This is a genomic window from Streptomyces sp. NPDC058662, from assembly GCF_042716255.1.
Taxonomy (GTDB): domain Bacteria; phylum Actinomycetota; class Actinomycetes; order Streptomycetales; family Streptomycetaceae; genus Streptomyces.
In genome coordinates this window covers 12,114-33,730 of sequence record NZ_JBHXRU010000020.1, presented here as the reverse complement: position 1 = coordinate 33,730, position 21,617 = coordinate 12,114, and the positions used below count along the sequence as shown (strand labels likewise).

14 protein-coding genes and 1 pseudogene are annotated in these 21,617 nt (G+C 73.3%); 3 read left to right on the top strand and 12 right to left on the bottom strand.

Features of this window, described 5'->3' with window-relative positions:
• Positions 1-193: 193 nt before the first annotated feature.
• Positions 194-823 (top strand): hypothetical protein, encoded by a 630-nt coding sequence (locus ACFWUQ_RS10490; RefSeq protein ID WP_384535637.1) that lies wholly within the window; start codon positions 194-196, stop codon positions 821-823.
• Between the two features lie 239 nt (positions 824-1,062).
• Here ACFWUQ_RS10490 and ACFWUQ_RS10485 read toward each other — a convergent pair whose 3' ends face one another.
• The 8 genes from ACFWUQ_RS10485 to nrdR all read right to left on the bottom strand — a co-directional run bounded on the left by ACFWUQ_RS10485 (position 1,063) and on the right by nrdR (position 11,024).
• On the bottom strand, positions 1,063-1,695 hold the full coding sequence (locus tag ACFWUQ_RS10485; RefSeq protein ID WP_384535634.1) for a hypothetical protein: 633 nt from the start codon (positions 1,693-1,695) through the stop codon (positions 1,063-1,065).
• A gap of 59 nt (positions 1,696-1,754) precedes the next feature.
• Positions 1,755-2,465: a ribonuclease HII gene (locus ACFWUQ_RS10480; RefSeq protein ID WP_384535631.1), complete on the bottom strand. Its 711-nt coding sequence runs from the start codon at positions 2,463-2,465 to the stop codon at positions 1,755-1,757.
• 435 nt (positions 2,466-2,900) lie between these two features.
• Entirely contained in the window at positions 2,901-4,751 is a 1,851-nt protein-coding gene (locus ACFWUQ_RS10475) for a DUF4173 domain-containing protein (protein ID WP_384535629.1), read from the bottom strand.
• 155 nt (positions 4,752-4,906) lie between these two features.
• On the bottom strand, positions 4,907-5,818 hold the full coding sequence (locus tag ACFWUQ_RS10470; protein WP_384535626.1) for an ADP-ribosylglycohydrolase family protein: 912 nt from the start codon (positions 5,816-5,818) through the stop codon (positions 4,907-4,909).
• An 11-nt stretch (positions 5,819-5,829) separates the two neighbouring features.
• Entirely contained in the window at positions 5,830-6,489 is a 660-nt protein-coding gene (locus ACFWUQ_RS10465; RefSeq protein ID WP_384535623.1) for a histidine phosphatase family protein, read from the bottom strand.
• A gap of 72 nt (positions 6,490-6,561) precedes the next feature.
• The gene (locus ACFWUQ_RS10460) at positions 6,562-7,167 is read right to left on the bottom strand and encodes a YdbC family protein (RefSeq protein WP_384535621.1); all 606 of its coding nucleotides are present in this window, start codon (positions 7,165-7,167) and stop codon (positions 6,562-6,564) included.
• A 311-nt stretch (positions 7,168-7,478) separates the two neighbouring features.
• Positions 7,479-10,367 carry a vitamin B12-dependent ribonucleotide reductase gene (locus tag ACFWUQ_RS10455; protein ID WP_384535618.1) on the bottom strand — a complete coding sequence of 963 codons (2,889 nt, stop codon included), beginning with the start codon at positions 10,365-10,367 and terminating at the stop codon, positions 7,479-7,481.
• A 144-nt stretch (positions 10,368-10,511) separates the two neighbouring features.
• Positions 10,512-11,024, bottom strand: coding sequence for a transcriptional regulator NrdR (gene nrdR / locus ACFWUQ_RS10450; RefSeq protein ID WP_384535616.1), 513 nt, complete (start codon positions 11,022-11,024; stop codon positions 10,512-10,514).
• A 480-nt stretch (positions 11,025-11,504) separates the two neighbouring features.
• Here nrdR and lexA point away from each other — a divergent pair, with 480 nt between their 5' ends.
• A complete protein-coding gene (gene lexA / locus ACFWUQ_RS10445) occupies positions 11,505-12,296 on the top strand; it encodes a transcriptional repressor LexA (protein WP_384535613.1) in 792 nt (263 codons plus the stop codon).
• 85 nt (positions 12,297-12,381) lie between these two features.
• Here lexA and ACFWUQ_RS10440 read toward each other — a convergent pair whose 3' ends face one another.
• The 4 genes from ACFWUQ_RS10440 to ACFWUQ_RS10425 form a co-directional block, all read right to left on the bottom strand.
• Positions 12,382-14,352, bottom strand: coding sequence for an ATP-dependent DNA helicase (locus tag ACFWUQ_RS10440; RefSeq protein ID WP_384535611.1), 1,971 nt, complete (start codon positions 14,350-14,352; stop codon positions 12,382-12,384).
• A gap of 52 nt (positions 14,353-14,404) precedes the next feature.
• Positions 14,405-16,261 carry an IucA/IucC family protein gene (locus ACFWUQ_RS10435; RefSeq protein ID WP_384535609.1) on the bottom strand — a complete coding sequence of 619 codons (1,857 nt, stop codon included), beginning with the start codon at positions 16,259-16,261 and terminating at the stop codon, positions 14,405-14,407.
• Between the two features lie 99 nt (positions 16,262-16,360).
• Positions 16,361-17,065, bottom strand: coding sequence for a GNAT family N-acetyltransferase (locus tag ACFWUQ_RS10430; RefSeq protein WP_384535606.1), 705 nt, complete (start codon positions 17,063-17,065; stop codon positions 16,361-16,363).
• Positions 17,066-17,097: 32 nt separating this feature from the next.
• Complete coding sequence (locus tag ACFWUQ_RS10425) at positions 17,098-18,963, bottom strand: IucA/IucC family protein (protein WP_384535603.1); 1,866 nt, start codon at positions 18,961-18,963, stop codon at positions 17,098-17,100.
• 2,452 nt (positions 18,964-21,415) lie between these two features.
• On the opposite strand from ACFWUQ_RS10425, the pseudogene ACFWUQ_RS10420 reads away from it, so the two are divergent.
• A pseudogene (locus tag ACFWUQ_RS10420) lies at positions 21,416-21,617 on the top strand (glycosyl transferase); the annotation flags it as partial.

Sequence of the window (21,617 nt, the reverse complement as noted above, 5' to 3'; positions counted from 1 at the left end):
GGGACGGGGCAAGGATATGAACGGCATACCGGCGAATTCCGGTCGGCGGCGCCAATTGCTCGTTGCCGCATGCTCGGCGGCCGCGCGAGAATTGGAGTGCTCCCGCTCGGCTCCCCGGCGCTCTCCCGGGCCGCCGCGGCGTGCCCGCACTCCAGCCGTGCCCGTTCGCGGGCGTGTACCCGAAGGGAGGACCGTGACCTTCGGATTCACCCCGCCATCGACCACGTCCCTGGCCATGTCCACCGGCGGCGTCAGCCGGCACGGCAGGCTGCTCGAACCCGCCGAGTGGACAGCGTCCGGCATCCCGCTGCTGCGCGATCCGCGCGAGGTCGTCAGCGGCCTGCACTCCCGGCACAGCCCCGTGCCGTCCACCGCCGTGATCGCCGTACTCGACCCGGAGGAGCGGCTGGTGGCGAGCGCTTCCTTCGTTCAACGGTCGAGCTCGGCCGACGGCTGGGAGTACCGCAACGCCCTGCTGTCCCAACTGCGCCGGATCCTGCCGCACGACCTGCGGCGGCGGACCCCGGTGCGGACCGCCGTCCTGCTCTACTGCCGTGAGGGGGACGAGCGGTGGACGGAGGAGGACGGAGCCTGGATGTGGGGGCTGCGGGACGCCTGCACCCTGCACGGGCTGCGGTGCGGCGCCTACATCACACTGACACGCGGCGGTTGGCAGGTCCTGGGTGAGGGGCGCGGCGGCAGGCAGCCCGGTTCGGGCTCGCTCCCCCGGCATCTCGGCGACAGCGCAGCCGAGTTCGCCCCGCTCTCCCTGCACTCCGGGGGTGGCGCGGCGGAGGCCCTGCGCAGGACCGCCGCCCGCTGAACCCCGTATCCCCGGCCCTCCGGTACCCCGTCACGGCGCACCGCTCACAGGAGTTCCCGGAGCGGCGCCGGACGGCCGTGCCGGCCCGAGGGCGCCCCGTACCGGCCCGGGCGCCCCGCACCGAACCGCCCCCGGGCAGGCCTCACGGCCGCACACCCGGTGCGGTTACGCCGGGTCGGGGCTCCAGCGGGGCCGACCCACGGCCCGCCCCGCCCCTCGCCCGCGCCGGATACGGGGCGTCAGACGCCGGCGCCCAGAACGGAGTTGATCCGCCCCGGCTCGCCGCACACGATCAGCAGCGTCCCCGCCCGCGCGAGCGCGACCGGCAGCGCGTCCTTGAGCGCGTCACCCGGCCCGCCGTTGGCCGCGAAGACCACGACGGCACGGCCGGCGGCGCGCTGGACCTGCGCCGCGTCCGCGTAGAAGACGTCGTCCCCGGCGTCGTGCTGGGCCCAGTACGCGGCCTCGCCGAAGGACAGCTCGTGTACGGCCCACGGGTGCGGGTCGCCACTGGTGAGCACCAGGATGTCGCCGGGAGCGCGCCCGGCGTCGAGGAGGAGGTCGACGGCCTCCTCAGCCGCGTCCAGCGCGCCCTCGGCGGAGGCCGGGACCAGCTGGACCTGCGGCACGGCCGCCGAGACGGACGGCGCGGCAGGGGCCGCGGGAACGGGGCCGGCAGACGCCTGCGGCGCACGCTGCGCCGGCGGCGCGGGCAGGACGGGACCGGGGCGTCCGGGCCGCGGGACGGCGGCGGGACGCGGACCAGGTACGGGACGAGGGGTCTGCGCGGTGCGGCTCGCGGCCGGCGTGACGCGGGGACCCTGGGCACTCTCGTGAATCTGAGGCTCCTCGATGGCGGGTGTGAGAGGCATGAGGTGATATCTATCAAACACCGGTACGAAAGGTACCGGCCGGTGGCACATGCGTGCGATCAAAAATCGAAGCCGAGCTGGCCTCCGTTTTCCAACTCCAGCGACTCCTCGCTGCGGCGCACCTTCTTCAGGTGGCGCCAGCGGGGCAGCGCGTCGAGGTACGACCACGAGAGCCGGTGGTGGGGGGTCGGCCCCAGCTCCTCCAGCGCCGCGCGGTGCACGGGCGAGGGGTACCCCGCGTTGGCGGCGAAGGCGAACCCCTCGATTCCGCCGCCCGGTTCGCCGAGCTCGGCCATCATCCGGTCGCGCCGGACCTTCGCGATGACCGAGGCCGCGGCGACGGCGACGCAGGACTGGTCGCCCTTGATCACGGTACGGACCTGCCAGGGCGCCCCGAGGTAGTCGTGCTTGCCGTCGAGGATCACCGCGTCGGGCCGCACGGGCAGGGCGCCGAGAGCGCGCTCCGCCGCCAGCCGGAGTGCGGCGGTCATCCCCAGCTCGTCTATCTCCTCCGGGGACGCGTGCCCGAGGGCGTACGCGGTCACCCAGTCCTCCAGCACGCCGACGAGGGCGTCGCGCCGCTTGGCGGTGAGCAGTTTGGAGTCGGTGAGCCCCGCGGGCGGCCGGCGCAGGCCGGTGATCGCCGCGCACACGGTGACGGGACCGGCCCAGGCCCCTCGTCCGACTTCGTCGACCCCGGCGATGACCTTGGCGCCGGTGGTTGCACGGAGGGAGCGTTCGACGGTGTGGGTGGGTGCTTCGTACGGCATGGCGCCAGCAAGGTTACGCCGCCCCGCGCCGCCTGCACACCCCGGCCCCGGTCCGACGCGCACCGCGCCCGCCCCACCCGCCTCCGGGGCGGCCTCCGCTCCGCTTCGCGGAATGGCTCCTCGCGGGCCGTCGCGTGCGCGGCCGGCCGGGCCCGTCCCCCGATGGTCGGGGCCCCACCTTCGCTGGCGCACACGCCCGCGCCGAACCGGGATCCGTCGCCGCCGCACCCGTCTCCCGACCGGAACGCCCGGCCCCGACCGCCTTCCCGGTCGCTCCGGTTCCGGCTCACAGGCGCGCTGCGACCAGCCGTACGGGCGGCGCACCGGTCGGCGCGATACGTCGGGATCCGAGTGGCGCGGTCACGTTGGCGAAGGCGCGCGGGCCGGATCCCTCCGTCAGCCGAGCCGCTCGGCGATCATCCGATCGAGTCGGACTCAGTACCCGGCGGTACGGCTCCCGAAGGTCCCCAGGCGCGCGCAGACCTCGTAGGCGACGGTCACGGGGCGCTCGCGCAGGATCTGCCGGGCCCGGTACTCGCCCAGGCTCACGGCGTACCAGGGGACGTCCCCGGCGGCGGACAGGTCGTTGTTGATCCCCCGCAGGGCGCAGGACCGTCGCGGCTCGGGCAGCGCGTCCAGCGCGGGGACGGCGTCCGCCGAGAGGGACTGGAAGTAGGCCAAGTCGATCTTGCCGGTCTTCTCGAAGCGGGCGACGTTCCGTTCGGCGACCATCCCGTCCGGAGACAGCAGCCCGAAGACCAGCGCCGCGGCCGCCGCGCTCCCCGCGAACGCGCGGGGCAGCCAGCGCGCGCCGAACACGCCCGCGGCCATGATCAGGACGATGACCAGCCCGAGCCACAGCTCCATGGCCGCGACCGACACCCGCAGCCGCGTCAGCCCGTACGCGTCCACGTAGAGGTCCATGCGGCGCAGCGCGGAGGCGACGACCACCAGCGTCAGCGCGCACAGGGTGCCGAGGACGACGCGGACGAAGCGACGGTCACCCGCACGCTCGCGCGGCGCCCACCGCAGCGCGAGCGCGATCACGCCGAGGGTGAGGAGCGTGGCCCACAGCAGCTGCCAGAAGCCCTGGCGGGCGTACGCGGCGTACGTCAGGCCCGTGCTGTCCAGGACCTTCTCGTAGCCGCCGAACAGCACGGCCAGCTGGACGGCGTTGAAGCCGGCGAACAGCAGGTTCAGGACGACGAGCGGAAGGGCCCATTCGAGGCGGGACCTCGGCTTGCCGGGCGCCACCACGATGCGGTCCCAGCGCAAGGGGGCCGCCGCGGCCCGGGCCGCGGCGAGGGCGAGGACCGCGCCCAGCACGAAGAGAGCGGTACGGGCGGGCCCGTCGGCGACGGATATGTCGGGTGTCAGGCCGCCCAGCAGGTCCGCGAAGGCGGCGTCGGCGGAGGCGAACAGCGTTCCGAACAGCAGCAGGAGGATTACGGCGACACCGGTCGCCTTGGCCACGGGCAGCCAGCGGTCCTTGTTGGACCCGCCGCGCGAGCGCACGCCGGCCCAGGCCCACGCCGTTCCGGACTTGGCGGCGCCGAGGAAGCCGAGGGGGCTGAGCAGGACGCCGGGCCAGGTGCGGCTGCCGTGCAGGGCGAGCGCGCCCAGCAGGACCGCGGCGAGGATCGCCAGCACAGAGGGCCAGGCGGAGTCCCGCAGGGCGGGTACCGCGAGCAGGGCGAGGCAGCCGATCGCCCAGGCGACCGTCCACGGTCGGGCGGTACGGCCGGCCACGCGGGCGGCGGCGTACGCGGCGACGACGGCGGGCACCACCGAGAGCAGCAGGCCGGGGCCCATACCGTCGCCGAGGAGCAGGGCGCAGGCGAGACCGGAGGCGAGCACAGCGGCGAGGGTCGCCGTACCGACGGGGGCGGCCTCCGCGCTCCGCACCCGGACGGTCCACGCGGGCGGGGCGGCGGCCCTGGCCCGGGCGGCGGCCCGTTCCCGCTCCTGCCGGGCCTGCCAGACGCCCAGGTGGGTCGGCATCGGCCCGGGCGACGACGCCCCGGCCGGGCTGACGGCGGCGGGGGCGGCGACAACGGCCGCGCCGGCCACAGGCGGGACAGCGGGCACGTCGGCCGCAGGCGGGACAGCAGGCACGGCCGCGGGCGGGACGGCGGACCCCGCGGATCCGGGTGCCTCAGCCGCGCCGGCCGCCCCCGCGATCCCGGCCGCGCCGGCGGCACTCTCGGCTCCGCCCGTTCCGCCTGCCGCGCCCTTGTCGGCCGCCGCGTCCTCGGCCCCGCCCGCCCCACCGGTGTTCCCCGCCATCGGGTTCCCCTCCCCTGTCGGCAGCCCCCGGCGTTCCGGTGGGGACTGCGAAGCGGACAGAGTAGGCCGCTGACGTGCGGTGTCAGTCGATCGTCACGCCGCCTGTGTCAGGACCGTGACAAACGCGAACGGCGAGCACCCGCCGCCGTTTTGAGCTAGCGGGCCGCCGCCGGCAGCCAGCCCGGCAGGGCCTCCGTACGCGCGATCCACGCGGCCGGGAGCACCGCGTCTCCGCGCGCCCCCAGGATCCCGCCGACGATCGCGCACGTCGTGTCGACGTCGCCGCCCACCTGGGCGGTGGTCCAGAAGGCCCGCTCGTAGTCGTCCAGTGACCGCGCCGCCGACCACAGCGCGAAGGGCACCGTGTCGTGGGCGCTGGTGCGGCGTCCGCAGCCCAGTACGGCCGCGACCGTGGTCGCGTCGCCGTAGTCCAGCATGTCCCTCGCCCGCCGCAGCCCGGCGCCCACCGCGCTGCGCGGCACCAGGGCGATCACCCCGTCCAGCAGGTCGGCGGCCTTGGGCGGACCGGCCGGAGCCGCCGCCAGTGCGGCCGCCGCGGCGACGGCCATCGCGCCGCACACCGCCTCGCGGTGCTGGTGGGTGGTGTAGGCGGAGATCTCCGCCTGGTGCGTGGCCTGTTCCGGATCATCGGCGTACCAGGCGCCCAGCGGAGCGATGCGCATGGCGGCGCCGTTGCCCCACGAGCCCTGTCCGTTGAACAGTTCGGCGGCCAGGGTGCGCCAGTCCTCGCCCTCCCGGACCAGACGCAGCATCCGGTTCACGGCGGGACCGTAACCCCGGTCGAAGTCGTGGTGGTGGGCGAAGGAGAGCGCCAGCGCGTCCTGGTCGATGCGGCCGTGCTCGGCGAGCACCGCCACCACCGAGCAGGCCATCTCGGTGTCGTCGGTCCACTGCCAGGTCTCGGCGGCCGGCAGCTCGCGCCGCTTGAGGAGGGGGTAGTTCACGGGGACGAAGTACTGGGAGCCCAGGGCGTCACCCAGGGCCAGGCCGCGGAGGCTGGCCATGGCGCGTGCATTGCGCCTGTCGGTGGAGGTGTCAGAGGTCATCGCGCGCCACTCTAGCCGTCCAGGTCGTAGGGCTCGGGTGTGGTCCACCGTTCAAACGGGCGGTCCATCCGGTACCGGCCGTCGGGGCCCATCAGCAGCGTCCGGAATTCGCCGTTGCCCGGATTGGAGAGCGCCTCGAACTCGGCCACCGACCAGTGGAACCAGCGCATGCAGAACAGCCGCATCGTGAGTCCGTGCGTCACGAGCAGGACGTTCTGCGGGTGGTCCGGGGCCTCGAAGCTGCGGTAGAGGCTCTCCAGGAAGGACCCGACCCGGTCGTACACGTCAGCCCCTGACTCGCCCTGCGCGAACCGGTAGAAGAAGTGGCCGTACGCGTCCCGGTAGGCCTTCTGGAGCCGTACGTCGTCGGGGTCCTGCCAGTTGCCCCAGTCCTGCTCGCGCAGCCGCGGCTCCTCGCGCATCCGCACGCGCGCGGGGTCCAGCCCCAGTTCCTTGAAGGTCTGGAGGGTCCGGCGGTACGGGGAGACGTACGCGCTGATGGTCTCGTCCCCGAAGAGCTCGCGCAGCCGGACGCCGGCCGCGGCGGCCTGCTCGCGCCCCTTCCGGGTGAGGCGCAGGGCGTGGTCGGGCTCCCGCTCGTACACCGTGTCGTCGGCGTTTCCTTCCGATTCCCCGTGCCGGACAAGGACGATGCGCCGTGGTCGAACCATCCCACGACCCTATTCGGCCATCGGCGGGCATGCCGAACGGGCACGCCGACCGGTTTGCCGATCGTCGTACGGTCACACCGTCCAGGACGGTTCGAGGTCGACCACGTCGCCGGTCAGGGCCTCCACGTCGGCCTGGATCTGGGCGCGCAGGGAAAGCCGCTCGACCCGCTCCTGCCGGTACTTGCCGTGCTCGGCGGCCGCCCGCCACATCGAGAGCACCAGGAACTCCCGTCCCGGAGCCTCACCGAACAGGCCCCGGACCATGCCGGGCGAGCCCGCCATGGCCGGATTCCACACCTTCTCCTGCATGAGCGCGAAGTGGTCCACGCGCCCTTCCCTGACCCGGGTGTGCGCCACCCGCACCACGTCGGCGTCGGTGAAACGCGGCTCGAAGCCCGTCTTCACATCGAAGCGGTGGTCGAAGAGGGTGGCACGGAGATCGGTGTACGTGCCGTTCTGCGCGGCGGCCAGCCGGTCGTGCGCGCGGGCCATGAAGGAGTCGTAGAAGGAACGGCTCTCCCAGAAGGTGAAGACGTGCGCGACCCCCTGCCGGCCCCGGCTCCAGCCGCCGCCCTGGCCCCGGAATCCCGGCTCGCCGGGCAGCCCCGCCCACTTGCGCTGCCCGCGCTCGAACCCGCGTCGGTCCGTCACCGTGCAGCGAATCCACTTGACCAGCACGGCGCCATCGTACGGTCCCGATACGGCCCGGGTCAGTCCTCGGCGAAGTACGTCCCCACCAGTTCCGCCGCGCCCCGCCCGGGCACCCGAAGGCCGAACTCCGGCTCGAACGAATCCGGCGACCCGCCCGGTCCGGCCGCCGCGCGGCGGCGGGCACCCCGCGGTCGCATCCGGTCGTACCGGGGCCGGCACGCGGTCCGTCCGGGTACGACGAAGGGGACCGGCCGCCGGCCGGTCCCCTTCGTGCGCTGCTGGTCAGCTACCCGCGCGGACTACGTCGGATGTCGCATCCCACGCGGCTGCGCCCGGTGTCAGCTGCAGCCGCTGGTGGAGCCGCAGCCCTCGCAGATGTAGCAGGAGCCGGCGCGCTGCATCTTCGTACCGCAGGAGAAGCAGAGCGGGGCGTCCGCGGAGACTCCGAGCTGCATCTCGACCAGTTCGGCGCTGCTGTGGGCCGTCTTCGGGGCCGGTACGGGTGCGACGGCGACCGGCTTGGGGGCCGGCGGCACCGCGGCCAGCGGGGCCGACTGCGCCAGGGACTCGGTGTCCAGCTCTTCCTCGGCGGGCTCGTACGAACCGGTGTCGAGGTGGCGCTGGCGCTCCGCGGCGGAGTGGATGCCGAGCGCCGAGCGGGTCTCGAAGGGCAGGAAGTCGAGCGCGACGCGGCGGAAGATGTAGTCGACGATCGACTGCGCCATCCGCACGTCCGGGTCGTCCGTCATACCGGCCGGCTCGAAGCGCATGTTCGTGAACTTCGAGACGTACGTTTCGAGCGGGACGCCGTACTGCAGACCGACCGAGACGGCGATGGAGAAGGCGTCCATCATGCCGGCGAGGGTCGAGCCCTGCTTCGACATCTTCAGGAAGACCTCGCCCAGACCATCGTCCGGGTAGGAGTTCGCGGTCATGTAGCCCTCGGCGCCACCGACCGTGAAGGAGGTGGTGATCCCCGGGCGGCCCTTGGGGAGGCGCTTGCGGACCGGGCGGTACTCGATGACCTTCTCGACCGCCGCGCGGATGGTCTCCTCGGCCTTCTCGGTGACCTCGGCCTTGACCTCCTCCTTCTTCTTCGCGGAGAGGGGCTGGCCGACCTTGCAGTTGTCGCGGTAGATCGCGAGCGCCTTGACGCCCATCTTCCACGCCTCGAAGTAGATCTCCTCGATCTCCTCGACGGTCGCCGTCTCCGGCATGTTGACCGTCTTCGAGATCGCGCCGGAGATCCAGGGCTGGATCGCGGCCATCATGCGGACGTGGCCCATCGCGGAGATGGAGCGCTCGCCCATGGCGCAGTCGAACACCGAGTAGTGCTCGGTCTTCAGGCCCGGAGCGTCGACGACGACGCCGTGCTCGGCGATGTGGGTGACGATGGCCTCGATCTGCTCCTCCTGGTAACCCAGGCGGCGCAGGGCCTGCGGGACGGTGCCGTTCACGATCTGCATCGAGCCGCCGCCGACGAGCTTCTTGAACTTGACCAGGGCCAGGTCCGGCTCGACACCCGTGGTGTCGCAGGACATCGCGAGACCGATGGTGCCGGTCGGCGCGAGGACCGACGCCTGCGAGTTGCGGAAGCCGTTCTTCTCACCGAGCCGCAGGACGTCCTGCCAGGCCTCGGTCGCCGCGGCCCAGATGGTGCTGTCCAGGTCCTCGGTGCGCGGGGCGACGGCGTTGGCGTCGGCGTGCTGCCTCATGACGCGCTTGTGCGACTCGGCGTTGCGGGCGTAGCCGTCGTACGGGCCGACGATGGCGGCCAGCTCGGCGGAGCGCTTGTACGCGGTGCCGGTCATCAGCGAGGTGATCGAGGCGGCGAGGGTGCGGCCGCCGTCCGAGTCGTACGCGTGGCCGGTGGCCATCAGCAGGGCGCCGAGGTTGGCGTAGCCGATGCCCAGCTGGCGGAAGGCGCGGGTGTTCTCGCCGATCTTCTGCGTCGGGAAGTCCGCGAAGCAGATGGAGATGTCCATCGCGGTGATGACCAGCTCGACGACCTTGGAGAAGCGCTCGGCGTCGAAGGACTGGTTGCCCTTGCCGTCGTCGTTAAGGAACTTCATCAGGTTCAGCGAGGCGAGGTTGCAGGACGTGTTGTCCAGGTGCATGTACTCGCTGCAGGGGTTGGACGCGGTGATGCGGCCGGACTCGGGGCAGGTGTGCCAGTTGTTGATCACACCGTCGTACTGGATGCCCGGGTCGGCGCAGGCCCACGCGGCCTCGGCCAGCTTGCGGAAGAGCGCCTTGGCGTCGACCTCCTCGATGACCTCGCCGGTCATACGGGCGCGCAGGCCGAACTTGGTGCCGTTCTCGACGGCCGTCATGAACTCGTCGTTCACGCGGACGGAGTTGTTGGCGTTCTGGTACTGGACGGACGTGATGTCGTCGCCGCCCAGGTCCATGTCGAAGCCCGCGTCGCGAAGGGCGCGGATCTTCTCCTCCTCCTTCACCTTGGTCTCGATGAAGGCCTCGACGTCCGGGTGGTCCACATCGAGGACGACCATCTTGGCCGCGCGGCGGGTGGCGCCGCCCGACTTGATCGTTCCGGCGGACGCGTCGGCGCCGCGCATGAAGGAGACCGGGCCGGAGGCGTTGCCGCCGGAGGACAGGAGCTCCTTGGAGGAGCGGATGCGGGAGAGGTTCAGGCCGGCGCCGGAGCCGCCCTTGAAGATCATGCCCTCTTCCTTGTACCAGTCGAGGATCGACTCCATGGAGTCGTCGACGGCCAGGATGAAGCAGGCGGAGACCTGCTGCGGCTGGGGCGTGCCGACGTTGAACCACACCGGGGAGTTGAAGCTGAAGATCTGGTGCAGGAGGGCGTAGGTCAGCTCGTGCTCGAAGATCTCCACGTCGGCGGGCGACGCGAAGTAGTCGAAGTCCTCGCCGGCCTTCGTGTACGTCTTCACGATCCGGTCGATCAGCTGCTTCAGACCGGTCTCGCGCTGCGGGGTGCCGACCGCACCGCGGAAGTACTTGCTGGTGACGATGTTGACCGCGTTCACCGACCAGAAGTCGGGGAACTCGACGCCACGCTGCTCGAAGTTGACCGAGCCGTCGCGCCAGTTGGTCATGACGACGTCACGGCGCTCCCAGCTCACCTCGTCGTACGGGTGCACGCCGGGGGTGGTGTGGATGCGCTCGATCCGCAGGCCGCCCTTGGCGGCCCTGGTCCCCTTGGCGCGGGAACCACGTGCCGAGCTGCTCGCCGTCTCTGTCATGCCAGGCCTCCCATATGCGGGCAAAAACGCCCTAAAGTGCCATCGTTATTCCGCGGCACGGTGCTGTGTATCTGTATCTACGTCTCTTCGCCGGGCCGTCCGGCCGCTCAGCGGGGCGCGAGCACCGCTGCACGGTCCGTCCGGTCAGTCGGCGGCGGAGGCGGGCACGGGGACCGAACCGGTCCCACCGGGCCCGCGCTCATCGGGGTGAGGCCGCTGCTCGCGGAGTTCCGCGATGGCGGTCTCGAAGTCCTCAAGGGTGTCGAACGCTTTGTACACGGACGCGAAGCGCAGGTACGCGACGAGGTCGAGCTCCTGCAGGGGGCCGAGGATGGCCAGACCCACGTCGTGGGTGGTCAGCTCGGCGCTGCCGGTGGCGCGCACCGCCTCCTCGACCCGCTGGCCGAGTTTGGCGAGGGCGTCCTCGGTGACCGGCCGCCCCTGGCACGCCTTGCGCACGCCGGAGATGACCTTGGTACGGCTGAAGGGCTCGGTCACCCCGCTGCGCTTGATCACCATCAGCGAGGCCGTCTCCACCGTCGTGAAGCGACGGGAGCAGTCGGGGCACTGACGGCGCCGGCGGATCGACGTGCCGTCGTCGGTGGTGCGGCTGTCGACGACGCGGCTGTCGGGGTGCCTGCAGAAGGGGCAGTGCATGGTTCCCTCACCCTCCTTCGTGGCACGACTGAATCACCCCACGGGGCCCCTGAACGACAGCGACGGGCTCTGCCGGGGGCTCGTGGAGCAGCCACCAGCATATGCGATCCCGGGTGCCTCGGCGGACCGGGGACCGGACCGGAGACCACAACTTCTGGGCGGCGACGCTCATCCAACCACTAGATCTTGGGTTGCGGCGGATTTTGGCGACCCCGCGTGTCGCACCGCGGGACCGAGGGTGACGGGGCTTTCCGATGCCACACTGGGGGCCGACCCGGACGGTGGCGTTCCGACCGGGAAGGGTACCGTAAGCAGCGAATGCGGAGCCGAACCCGCGTTCGACAAACCGATTGTCTATACACCTCGCGAAATACCCGCGCGGGACGATCTGCGATTTTTCACTCGAACGTGTGTTTGGCGCAACCTTTCGAAAGCAACTACCGTTGTCCAGCTAGGGAGAACATTTCGAGAGGGGCCGACGTGACCACCACCGCAGACAGTGCCACCATCACTGCCCAGAACCGCTCCCAGAGCCGACTTGAGCCGGTGCATGCCATGAATGACGCAAACTCGAACCCGGAGGCGGAGGCCGTGCGCCCCGCACGCTCGCTGCCAGGTCGACCGCCAGGCATCCGCGCCGACAGCTCGGGGCTCACGGACCGGCAGCGGAGGGTCATCGAGGTCATTCGCGACTCGGTGCAGCGGCGGGGCTACCCGCCGTCGATGCGGGAGATCGGCCAGGCGGTCGGCCTGTCCAGCACGTCGTCGGTGGCACACCAGCTGATGGCCCTGGAACGCAAGGGCTTCCTCCGCCGTGACCCGCACCGGCCCCGGGCGTACGAGGTACGGGGTTCCGACCAGCCCAGCTCGCAGCCCACGGACACCACGGGCAAGCCCGCCGCCTCCTATGTGCCCCTGGTCGGCCGGATCGCGGCCGGTGGCCCCATCCTGGCCGAGGAGTCGGTCGAGGACGTGTTCCCGCTCCCGCGGCAGCTCGTCGGCGACGGCGAGCTCTTCGTCCTCAAGGTCGTCGGCGACTCGATGATCGAGGCCGCGATCTGCGACGGCGACTGGGTCACGGTGCGCCGTCAGCCCGTCGCCGAGAACGGCGACATCGTCGCCGCCATGCTGGACGGCGAGGCCACCGTCAAGCGCTTCAAGCGCGAGGACGGCCATGTCTGGCTCCTCCCGCACAACTCCGCCTACCAGCCGATTCCCGGCGATGAGGCGACCATCCTCGGCAAGGTCGTCGCGGTCCTGCGTCGGATCTGACCGAGGCCGCGTCGGGCCCGCCCCGCGCCACCTACCAGCCCCGGGATCCACTGCGCCGGTCCCGGGGCTGCTTCGCGCCCGCAGGCTACCGACCGTCCGCCTTGGCGGTGGCGTCGATGGCCGCCAGGGAGCGCCGGGCCTGGTTCCGGTCCGTGGTGTACCAGAAGTCCGGGAGCGTGGCCCGCAGGAAGCTCCCGTACCGGGCCGTGGCCAGCCGGGGGTCGAGCACCGCGACCACACCCCGGTCGCCGGTGGCCCGTACGAGACGGCCCGCGCCCTGGGCCATCAGCAGGGCGGCGTGCGTGGCCGCTACGGCCATGAAGCCGTTGCCGCCGTGCTCCTCCACCGACTTCTGGCGCGCGCTCATGAGCGGATCGTCGGGGCGGGGGAAGGGGATGCGGTCCATGACCACCAGCTGGCAGCTGGCCCCCGGCACGTCCACGCCCTGCCAAAGGGACAGCGTCCCGAACAGGCAGGTCTCGGGGTCGGCCGCGAAGTTCTTGATCAGCTCGCCGAGCGTCTCCTCGCCCTGGAGCAGGATCGGGTTGGCGAGCCGGCCCCGCAGCTCCTCCGCCGCGGCCTTCGCTCCGCGCATGGAGGAGAAGAGGCCGAGGGTGCGGCCGCCGGCCGCCTCGATCAGCTCCGCCAGCTCGTCGATCATGTCGCCGCGGGTGCCCTCCCGGCCGGGCGTGGCCAGGTGCTTGGCGACGTAGAGGATGCCCTGCTTCGGGTAGTCGAACGGCGAGCCGACGTCCAGGCCGCTCCAGACCGGTACGTCGTCCCCCTCGACCCCTTCCGCGGACAGTCCGAGGGAGGCGGCGACCCCGTTGAAGTCGCCGCCCAGTTTGAGCGTGGCCGAGGTCAGGACCACCGAGCGGTCCTCGAACAGCTTCTCCCGCAGCAGGCCCGACACGGAGAGCGGGGCGACTCGCAGGGTGGCGCCGAAGCGGTCGTGCCGCTCGTACCAGACCACGTCGTACTCGGAGCCGTTGCTGATTCGCTCCGCCACCGCGTGCACGCTCTCCACAGCGGCCAGGGCCTGCTTGCGGACGGCGTCCTCGTCGTGGACGGACTTGTCGCGGGTCGCCCCGATCGCCGAGATGACGTTGCGCGCGGCGTCCCGCAGGGACATCAGCGCGTAGCCCAGGTCCTCGGGGAGCTGCTCCAGCCGCCCCGGGAGCGCCAGCTCCATGACCCGCTCGAAGGACTCGGAGGCGGTCTGGAGGGAGTCGGCGGTCTTCTCGTCGACCAGCTTCGCGGCGCGCTTCACCGCACGGTTGACCTGCCCGGGGGTGAGCTCGCCGGTGGCGACGCCGGTCACCCGGGACACCAGCTCGTGGGCCTCGTCCACGATCAGCACCTCGTGCTGCGGCAGGACGGGGGCGCCTTCGATGGCGTCGATGGCGAGCAGCGCGTGGTTGGTGACGACCACGTCGGCGAGCTTGGCCCGCTCGCGGGCCGCCTCGGCGAAGCACTCGGCGCCGTAGGCGCACTTGGTCGCGCCCAGGCACTCGCGGGAGGACACGGAGATCTGCGACCAGGCCTTGTCCGAGACTCCCGGGGTCAGGTCGTCGCGGTCGCCGGTCTCCGTCTCGTCGGCCCAGTCACGCAGGCGCAGCAGGTCCTGGCCGAGCTTGCTCGTCGGAGCGGCCGCTTCGAACTGGTCGAAGAGCCCCTCCTCCTCGTCCTGCGGCGCCCCTTCGTGCAGGCGGTGCAGGCACAGGTAGTTCGACCGGCCCTTGAGCATGGCGAACTGCGGCCGGCGGCGCAGCTGCGGGTGCAGCGCCTCCACCGTCCGGGGCAGGTCGCGCTCGACGAGCTGCCGCTGGAGGGCGAGCGTCGCGGTGGCCACGACCACGCGCTCGCCGTGCGCGAGCGCCGGCACCAGGTAGCCGAGGGACTTTCCGGTGCCGGTACCGGCCTGGATGAGCCGGTGTGAATTGCCGTCGATCGCTTCGGCGACGGCTTCGGCCATGGCCACCTGGCCGGGGCGCTCCGTGCCGCCGACGGCGGAGACGGCGGCGTGCAGCAGGTCGGGGAGGGAGGGCTTCGTCATAGCACTGCCAACCCTACGGGTCCGCACCGACAGTGACCGCACCGGTGAGGAATCACGGCCGGTGCAGGGGGTTGGGCACGGTGCCGTGCTGGACGGCGTGCGGCCGGTCGGGGCGGTCGCGGTAGCCGTCCTCGTAGAGCCGGTTCCGGTTCAGGCACAGCCGTCCGATCCGTTCGCCGAGCAGCTCGAAGAGCTCGTACCGGTCCTTGAGCTCGGGGAACCGCGCCTGGTGGCGCAGGATCTCGGCGCGGACGAGCGACCAGAACGCGGCCTCCGGCACGTCCAGGCGGTCCTCGCAGAGGGCGGAGAGGTAGCGGAAGACTCCGACGAACAGCCCGGAGTGGATGAACTGCGGCAGGAAGTCGGCGGGCTCGGTGAGGAGGACCGCGCGGACCTCGTCCGGCAGGGAGGCCAGCTCGGGCAGCGGTTCGGCGCTGATGTTCACGTCGTCGACGAAGTCCTTGACCGCGAGCCGTACCGGGACGTCGTGCTCGTCGAAGATCACGATCGCGTTCTCGCCGTGCGGGGAGAAGACGGTGCCGTAGCGGTAGAGGAAGTGCAGGAGCGGCGGGAGGAGGGCGGCGAAGAGGCGCTGGAGCCAGACGGTGGGGGTCAGGCCGGAGCGGGCGACGAGCTCCTCGGTGAAGGACCGGCCGCGCGGGTCGGTGTGCAGGAGCGAGGCCAGCGTACGGGCGCGCTCGCCGGGTGCGAGGCGACCGGTCAGGGGCTCGCGCCAGATCGCGCCGAGGAGCTCCTTGTACTGGTACGGGACCTCGGGGAGCTGCGTGTAGACGGGGTGGCGGACGGTGACCGAGGCGACCTCGCCGAGCAGGACGACCCCGCACTCGTCGCGGAGGAAGGGGTCGGTGTCGCGGAGGGAGTGGATCCAGGCGGTGACGGCGGGCGCGGCTGCGGCGAGGTCGGAGGGCAGGCCGCGCCAGACCATGGTGTTGAAGACGGAGAGCGGGAGTTTGACGCTGTGCCGGTCGGGGCGGGTGAGGTTGAGGAAGGTGCGGATCGACTGCTGGGGCAGGCGCACGTCGGGATCGGCGGGGAGCGGGACCAGGGCGCCGGAGGCGAGCGCGGGGGCGAAGAGGGGGAGGACGACCTCGTCCCACTGCCAGGGGTGCACGGGGAGGTAGAGGTAGTGCAGCGGGTCGAGGCCCCGGTCCCGCAGGGCTTGGTCGAAGGCGGTGCGGGTGGCGGGGTCGAGCTCGGCGGCGTAGAGCCGGGCGGGTTCCTCCAGGCCGGCGGTGCCCCGGTAGTCGGCGAGGGAGGTGTGGGCGGCGAGCCAGGGCAGCCGTTGTCGCGTGCGGGCCTCGGGGGTCCAGGCGTCGGTGTCGGAGGCGGAGAGGCCGATGCGTCCCTTGTTGAGGACGAGCCAGGGGTGGCCGGTCTGGTGTCCTTCGAGGGCGGCGTAGTCGAGGTCGGCGAGGACGTCGGCGGTGAGCGCGGTGTGGTCGATGCGGGCGTCGGCGGCGAGAGTGGCGCTGAGCTCGCGGACGAGGTGGCCGAGGGTGGCGCCGTCGAGGCGGAGCAGCGTGCGGGCTCGGATCAGGAAGGCGTACGGGTCCCCGAAGGCGGCCGGGGGCCCCGGGTCGGGCGGCGGCGGGGTGAGGGTGATCGTGTCCGGGGCGACCTGCCAGCTGTCGTACGCGCGGCGGCGGGCCCGGAAGCCGAGGCTGCTGCCGTCGTCGAGGGTCAGGGTCCAGGCGTCGCCGGTGGCGGACGGTGCGGGGACGGGGCGGATGATCTCCTCGTAGGCGAATTCGGAGAGCATTTTCGCGAGGAAGCGGCGGGCGGCGAATTCCCAGGTCTCTGCGTTGATTTCGGGGGGTGTACAGGGGTGTTGGGGTGAGGCGGGCACCGGGGGTTCGGCGGAGTCGGGGGCGGCGGGGTAATTCGTCACGGGACTCCTCGGAGATCGGGAACTTCGCTTCGTCACGCAGAGTTATCAAGGGGAGAGGCGCGGTGCCGGCGATCTCGGTCGGGGCGCGCGGGGCGGCGGTCAGAGGAGATTGCGCAGCGCCCGCTCCCGGATCATCAGGGCGGCTCGTTTCTCGGGAAGGTCGATTTCCGCACAACAGCGGAATCCGGAGCTCAGGAAGGCCGATACGGAGGGGGTGTTGCGGATGTCCGGTTCGGCGATCACGCGCGTGCAGCGGGGGCGGTTGTCGAGTACCAGGTCGGCGACCGCGCGGAGCAGTGCGGTGCCCAGACCCCGGCCGCGGTTCGTGCCGTCCCCGATGAGCAGGTGGATACCCGTGTCGTGGGGGCGCGCCGCGTAGTGGCGGGAGATCGGGTCGAGGTCGGCCCGGTAGATCTCCCAGTAGCTCATCGGGGTGCCGTCGAGGATGCCGAGGCAGGGGGTGCTGCTGCCGTCTCCGTCGAGTTGCGCCCGTAGGTGGGCGGCCGTGACGGCGGCGGGGCCGGCGAGTTCCCAGTAGGCGGCCACCTCGGGGTCGTTCATCCAGCCGGTGAGGAGCTCCAGGTCGCGGTGGGGGCGCACGGGTTCGAGGCGGAACCGTCCGGCGGGGGTGGTGGCGTGGCCCCAGGTGGCGGGGGAATCCAGCAGGTCGGCTTCGGCGAGGAGCGGCAGCAGTTCCGCGCTGAGACGCGGCGCGACGGTGCGGGCGGCGGGGTGTGCCCGGCGGTCGGCCGCGCCGGCGGGGGCGGCGGCGGGGTGGGCGGTCGTGAGGTCGGTGGAGGGCATCGGGGCTCTTCTCCGTGTCGCTGCGGGAGGCGTCAGTCGTGAAGGGGGTTGGTGATGGTGACGTAGACCGACTGGCTGTCGACGGGGCCGACGAGCTCGTCGAGACCGCCCAGGCGGGTGAGGAGGTTCGCCTTGCAGCGAAGGGTGGGTGAGTCGAGCAGCTGGGTGGGGAGCGGGCCCAGGTCCGCGGCCTTGCCGAGGAAGCGGCGGAAGGCGGCGAGCAGGACGCGTTCGTCGGCGAGCCGTTGTGATCCGAAGGCCCCGATGAGGCCGAGCACGTTGTTGATGCCGAGGTAGTAGGCGAAGCGTTCGTCAGTGACGGCGTCGGGGACGAAGGTGTCGCTGGCGCTGCCGATGCCGGGGAGCCGGTGCTGCAGTTCCGCGCGGCGGGACTCGCGGAAGTAGTAGCCCTGGTTGTCGCGGAAGCGGCCTCCGACGGGCCAGCCGTCGGGGTCGAGGAGCACCAGGGTGTTCTGCTGGTGCGCTTCGAGGGCGATGCCCGCGAGTGCGTCGAAGGCGAGCACGGGCCGCACGACGTGGTCGAGGTAGCGCAGGAACCACTCGGCGCTGACGGCGGCCTTGGTGCGGCCGGTCGCGGCGGAGAGGCCGGTGACGGCCTCGGCGAGCCGGGAGCTCATGGCGTCGCGACCGGGCCAGGGGCGAGGTGAGGTGAGCGCGGCGATGCACACGGCGTCGTCGCCCGGGCGGAAGGGGTTGTGGCGGAGCAGGGCGTCGAGTCCGGGTACGGGGGCGCCGTCCGGGGTGTCGACGGCGACCCAGGCGGGGTCGCGCACGATGTCGAAGCCGGGGTGGGCCGCCTGCCACTGCTCGGCGAGTCCGGTGCGCAGGAGCCGGTGCACCTCGACTCCGCGGTGCAGTTCCTTGCGGAGGTTCTCGCGGCGGGAGTTGGTGATGCGCAGGCCGAGGGACAGCTTGAGCATCACGGGCGCGCCGGGGCGCAGCACGGTGCGGACGGAGGAGGTCGGGTACCAGGGGTCGCCGTACGGGCCCAGGTCGTGCAGCAGTCCGGCGTCGCGGAGGGCGGCGACGGCGGGACGTCGGAGCAGGTCGTGGGCCTGCCACGGGTGCAGGGGAAGGGGGGTGGTGCCGGCGGGGAGCGGGATGCCCGGGGCGAGGCGGCCCAGGAGCCGGGCCGCGGGGACGGGGCGTCCGCGCTCGGTCCAGGCGGAATCGGTGGCGAGGACGGAGGGAGCGACGGCGAACCAGTGGAGGGGGAAGGAGCCGTGCAGTTCGGGCGAGTAGCGGCGCGCGTCGGCCTCGGAGAGCCCTTCGCGGCTCTTCGGGTCCGGCTGGAGGGGGTGGCCGAGGAGGAGTGACTGCTCGGCGGTGAGGAAGCGGTCCTCGCCGATCGGGGGCGGGGCGGCGGGGCGCTGCCGGCGGTCGGCGATGAACTCGGCGGTGCGGCGCACCGAGTCCGCGACCCGGCCGACGAGGTCCGTGGCGGCGCCGACGCCGCCGGCGCCCTCCCGGGCGACGAGGGCGGCGAGGGTGACGGCGTCCAGGGCGGGGGCGTCGGCGGGGGCGCCGTCGAGCCGGGCGGGGCCGAAGCGGTGCCAGCCGGACGGCGACCAGTGCCGGACGGGGGCGGTCAGTGAGGTGCCGGAGGCGGGGAGGGAGATACGCAGAGGGGTCCCGGCGGGGCCCTCGGGACGGCGGAGTCCGGCTTCGCGGACCCAGCACCGAAGGAGGTTCTCCACGGCTGCGGCCTCGGCGGCGGCGGCCGGGTCGGGATGGTCGAGGGGCTCGGACGGCGTCCGCACCACCGCCTGCCGGAGGCTCCGGGGGCCGGGAGTGCCGTCGCTCTGACGCGGCACGGTGGCCGTGGCGGGGCGGCCCGCCGACGCGCACTCGTCCGCGCGCCGCGCCCCACCGGGCACCACACCCTCCCGGCCGGGCCCCCGATCCGCCCCACCGGCCTCGCCCGACCGGTCCGGGACGGGCGGGGCCGACCCGGGCTGCGGGTCGGCGGACCGGGCGGTCGCCGGGAGGCACTCGCCGGGCGCAGCGGGCTCCGCCGGGCCAACCGGGACGGGCGGAGGCGACCCGGGCTGCGAGTCGGCAAACCGGGCGGTCGCTGGGAGGCACTCGCCGGGCGCAGCAGGCTCCGCCGGGACGAGCGGAGGCGACCCGGGCTGCGGACCGGCACACCGGGCGGGGGCCAGGGGGCACTCGCCGGGCGCAGCAGGCTCCGCCGGGCCAACCGAGACGGGCGGAGGCGACCCGGGCTGCGGGTCGGCAGACCGGGCGATCGCCGGGAGGCGCTCGCCCGGCTCCTGGCCGGGCGCGGCAGGCTCCTCAGGGCGGACAGGGGTGGGCCAGGGCGAGCCGGGGTGCGGGCCTACGGGCGCGGCGGTGGCCGGGAGGCGCTCGCCGGGCTCCTGGCCGGGCGCGGGGCCGTTGCCAGCCGTAGGGGTGGCGGTCGGCGCGCCCGCCGGGGGCCGCGCGCTGGGTTCCGGGCTGTGGCCCGGGGTGACCGGTGGCGCGTCGCCGGGCGGGTTCGGCGGGGTGGGCGGCGTCGGGACGGAGTGCGGGGCCGCCGGAGGGCGGGCGGTCGCGACGGCGGGCGATGACGGCTGCCGCTCCGCCGGGGTCTCCGTGCGGGCTCCCAGCACCTGGTCCGGGGTGGTGGGGACTGGGGATGCCGACTGCCGTACGTCCGCCGAACGTACGGCAGTCGAGGACCGCTCCGGCGGCGGAGGCGGCGGTTCGCCAGGGGCCGAGCCCGAGGTTCCCTGCGAGGTCGCCAACGGTCGCCCGGCCGCGCCCGGCGCCCCCGTAGGTGTGGCGATCTCGCCCGCGGGCGAGGTTGACGCCGACGCCGTGGGCTGCGCGGCCGTCGGGGAAACCGCCGGCCGCAAAGTGTTGGGTGCGTGTGCGGTGGACGTCGGCACCACGGGAGGTTCGGCGGAAGCCGACGCCGCTGGGGGCAGGGTCGTGTTGGACGCCCACGGGGCGCCCGGCGCAGGCGCTCCTGACACCACCGCCGCCGGCGCTACCGACGCCGAAGAGGCTGCGGGCGGGGCCGTTGCCGATGCGGGAGCGGGTGACCACGGGGTGCCCGACGCGGGCGCTCCCGACGTCGACGCAGCCGAGGGCGCCGGCGAAACCGACGCCGCAGGGGGTGCGGGCAGGGCCGTGGCCGTTGCAGGAGCGGGCGGCCACGGGATGCCTGACGCGGGCGCTCCTGACGCCGTCGCTGCGGGGAGCACCGGCGAAACCGACGTCGTTGAGGGTGGCGGAGCCGAGACCGTAGCGGATGGAGGCAGAGGCGACGCCGCAGTCGGTGCGGACGGGGTCAACGGCGTTTGCGGTCCGGGCGGAGCCATGGCGGAGTTCGGTGCGGGCGGAGTTGTGGGCGTGGGCGGTGGGGGTGGAGTCGTGGACGTGAGTGACGGAGGCGGAGCAGCCACCGTGGCGGGTGCGGTCAGGGACGTGGTCGCCGGAGGAACGGGCGGCCAGGCCACGGCGGGGGCGAGCGCTGCTGACGCCCACGCCGGAGGAGGCCCGGACGGATCCGATGCCGTAGGCGATGTGGGAAGAGCTGTGGCCCTGGGTGGTACGGGCAGAGCCGCTGCCGTACGGGGTGCCGGCGGAGCAGGCGCCGCAGGGGGTGCGGGCAGGGACGTGGCCATCGGGGGGAGAGGTGGCCAGGCGCTGGGAGGGGCGAGCGCTGGCGACGCCTGCTCCGCGGGCGACACGGGCAGGGTCGCGGCCCGCGGGGGGACCGGCGGCCAAGCGACGGCGGGCGCGAGTGCTGCCGCCGCCGACACCGAAGGAGGTGCGGGTGGATCCGACACAGCAGGCGGCACCGCCGAGGCGGACCCCGTGGGCGGTGGGGCCGGAGACGGCCCCGCAGGCGACGTGGCCGCAAGCGACCCCGTAGGCGGTGCGGCCGCAGACGGCCCCGCAGGCGACACCGGGAGAGCCGACACCGTAAGTGGCGCGGGCGAAGCCGACTCTGCATGGGACGTGGGCGAGGTCGATTCCGCAGGCGACGTGGGCGAAAGCCACGCCGTCGACGATGTGGCCGGGGGCGATGCCACAGGCGATACCGGTGGAGCCGACGGGGGCGACGAAGCAGCGAACGGGGTGGCCGGGGGCGGGGTGGCCCCGGGCGGGGAAGCGGCCAATGCGGCAGCCGCAGGTGAGGCAGCCGGGCGCGGGGCGCCCCAAGGCGGGATGGCCCCGGGCGGAGAAGCGGCCAATGCGGCAGCCGCAGGTGAGGCAGCCGGGGGCGGGGCGCCCCAAGGCGGGATGGCCAGGGGCGGGGAAACGGCGAACAGGGCGGCCGCAGGCGAGGCAGTCCGGGGCGGGGTAGCCCCGAGCGCGGTGGCCACGAAGGGGGCGGCCCCGGGCGAAGTGGTCGCGAAGGGGGCGGCCCCCGGCGGGGTGGCGGCGAAGGGAGCGGCCCCCGGCGCGGTGGCCACGAAGGGGGTGGCCCCGGGCGAAGTGGTCGCGAAGGGGGCGGCCCCCGGCGGGGTGGCGGCGAAGGGAGCGGCCCCCGGCGCGGTGGCCACGAAGGGGGTGGCCC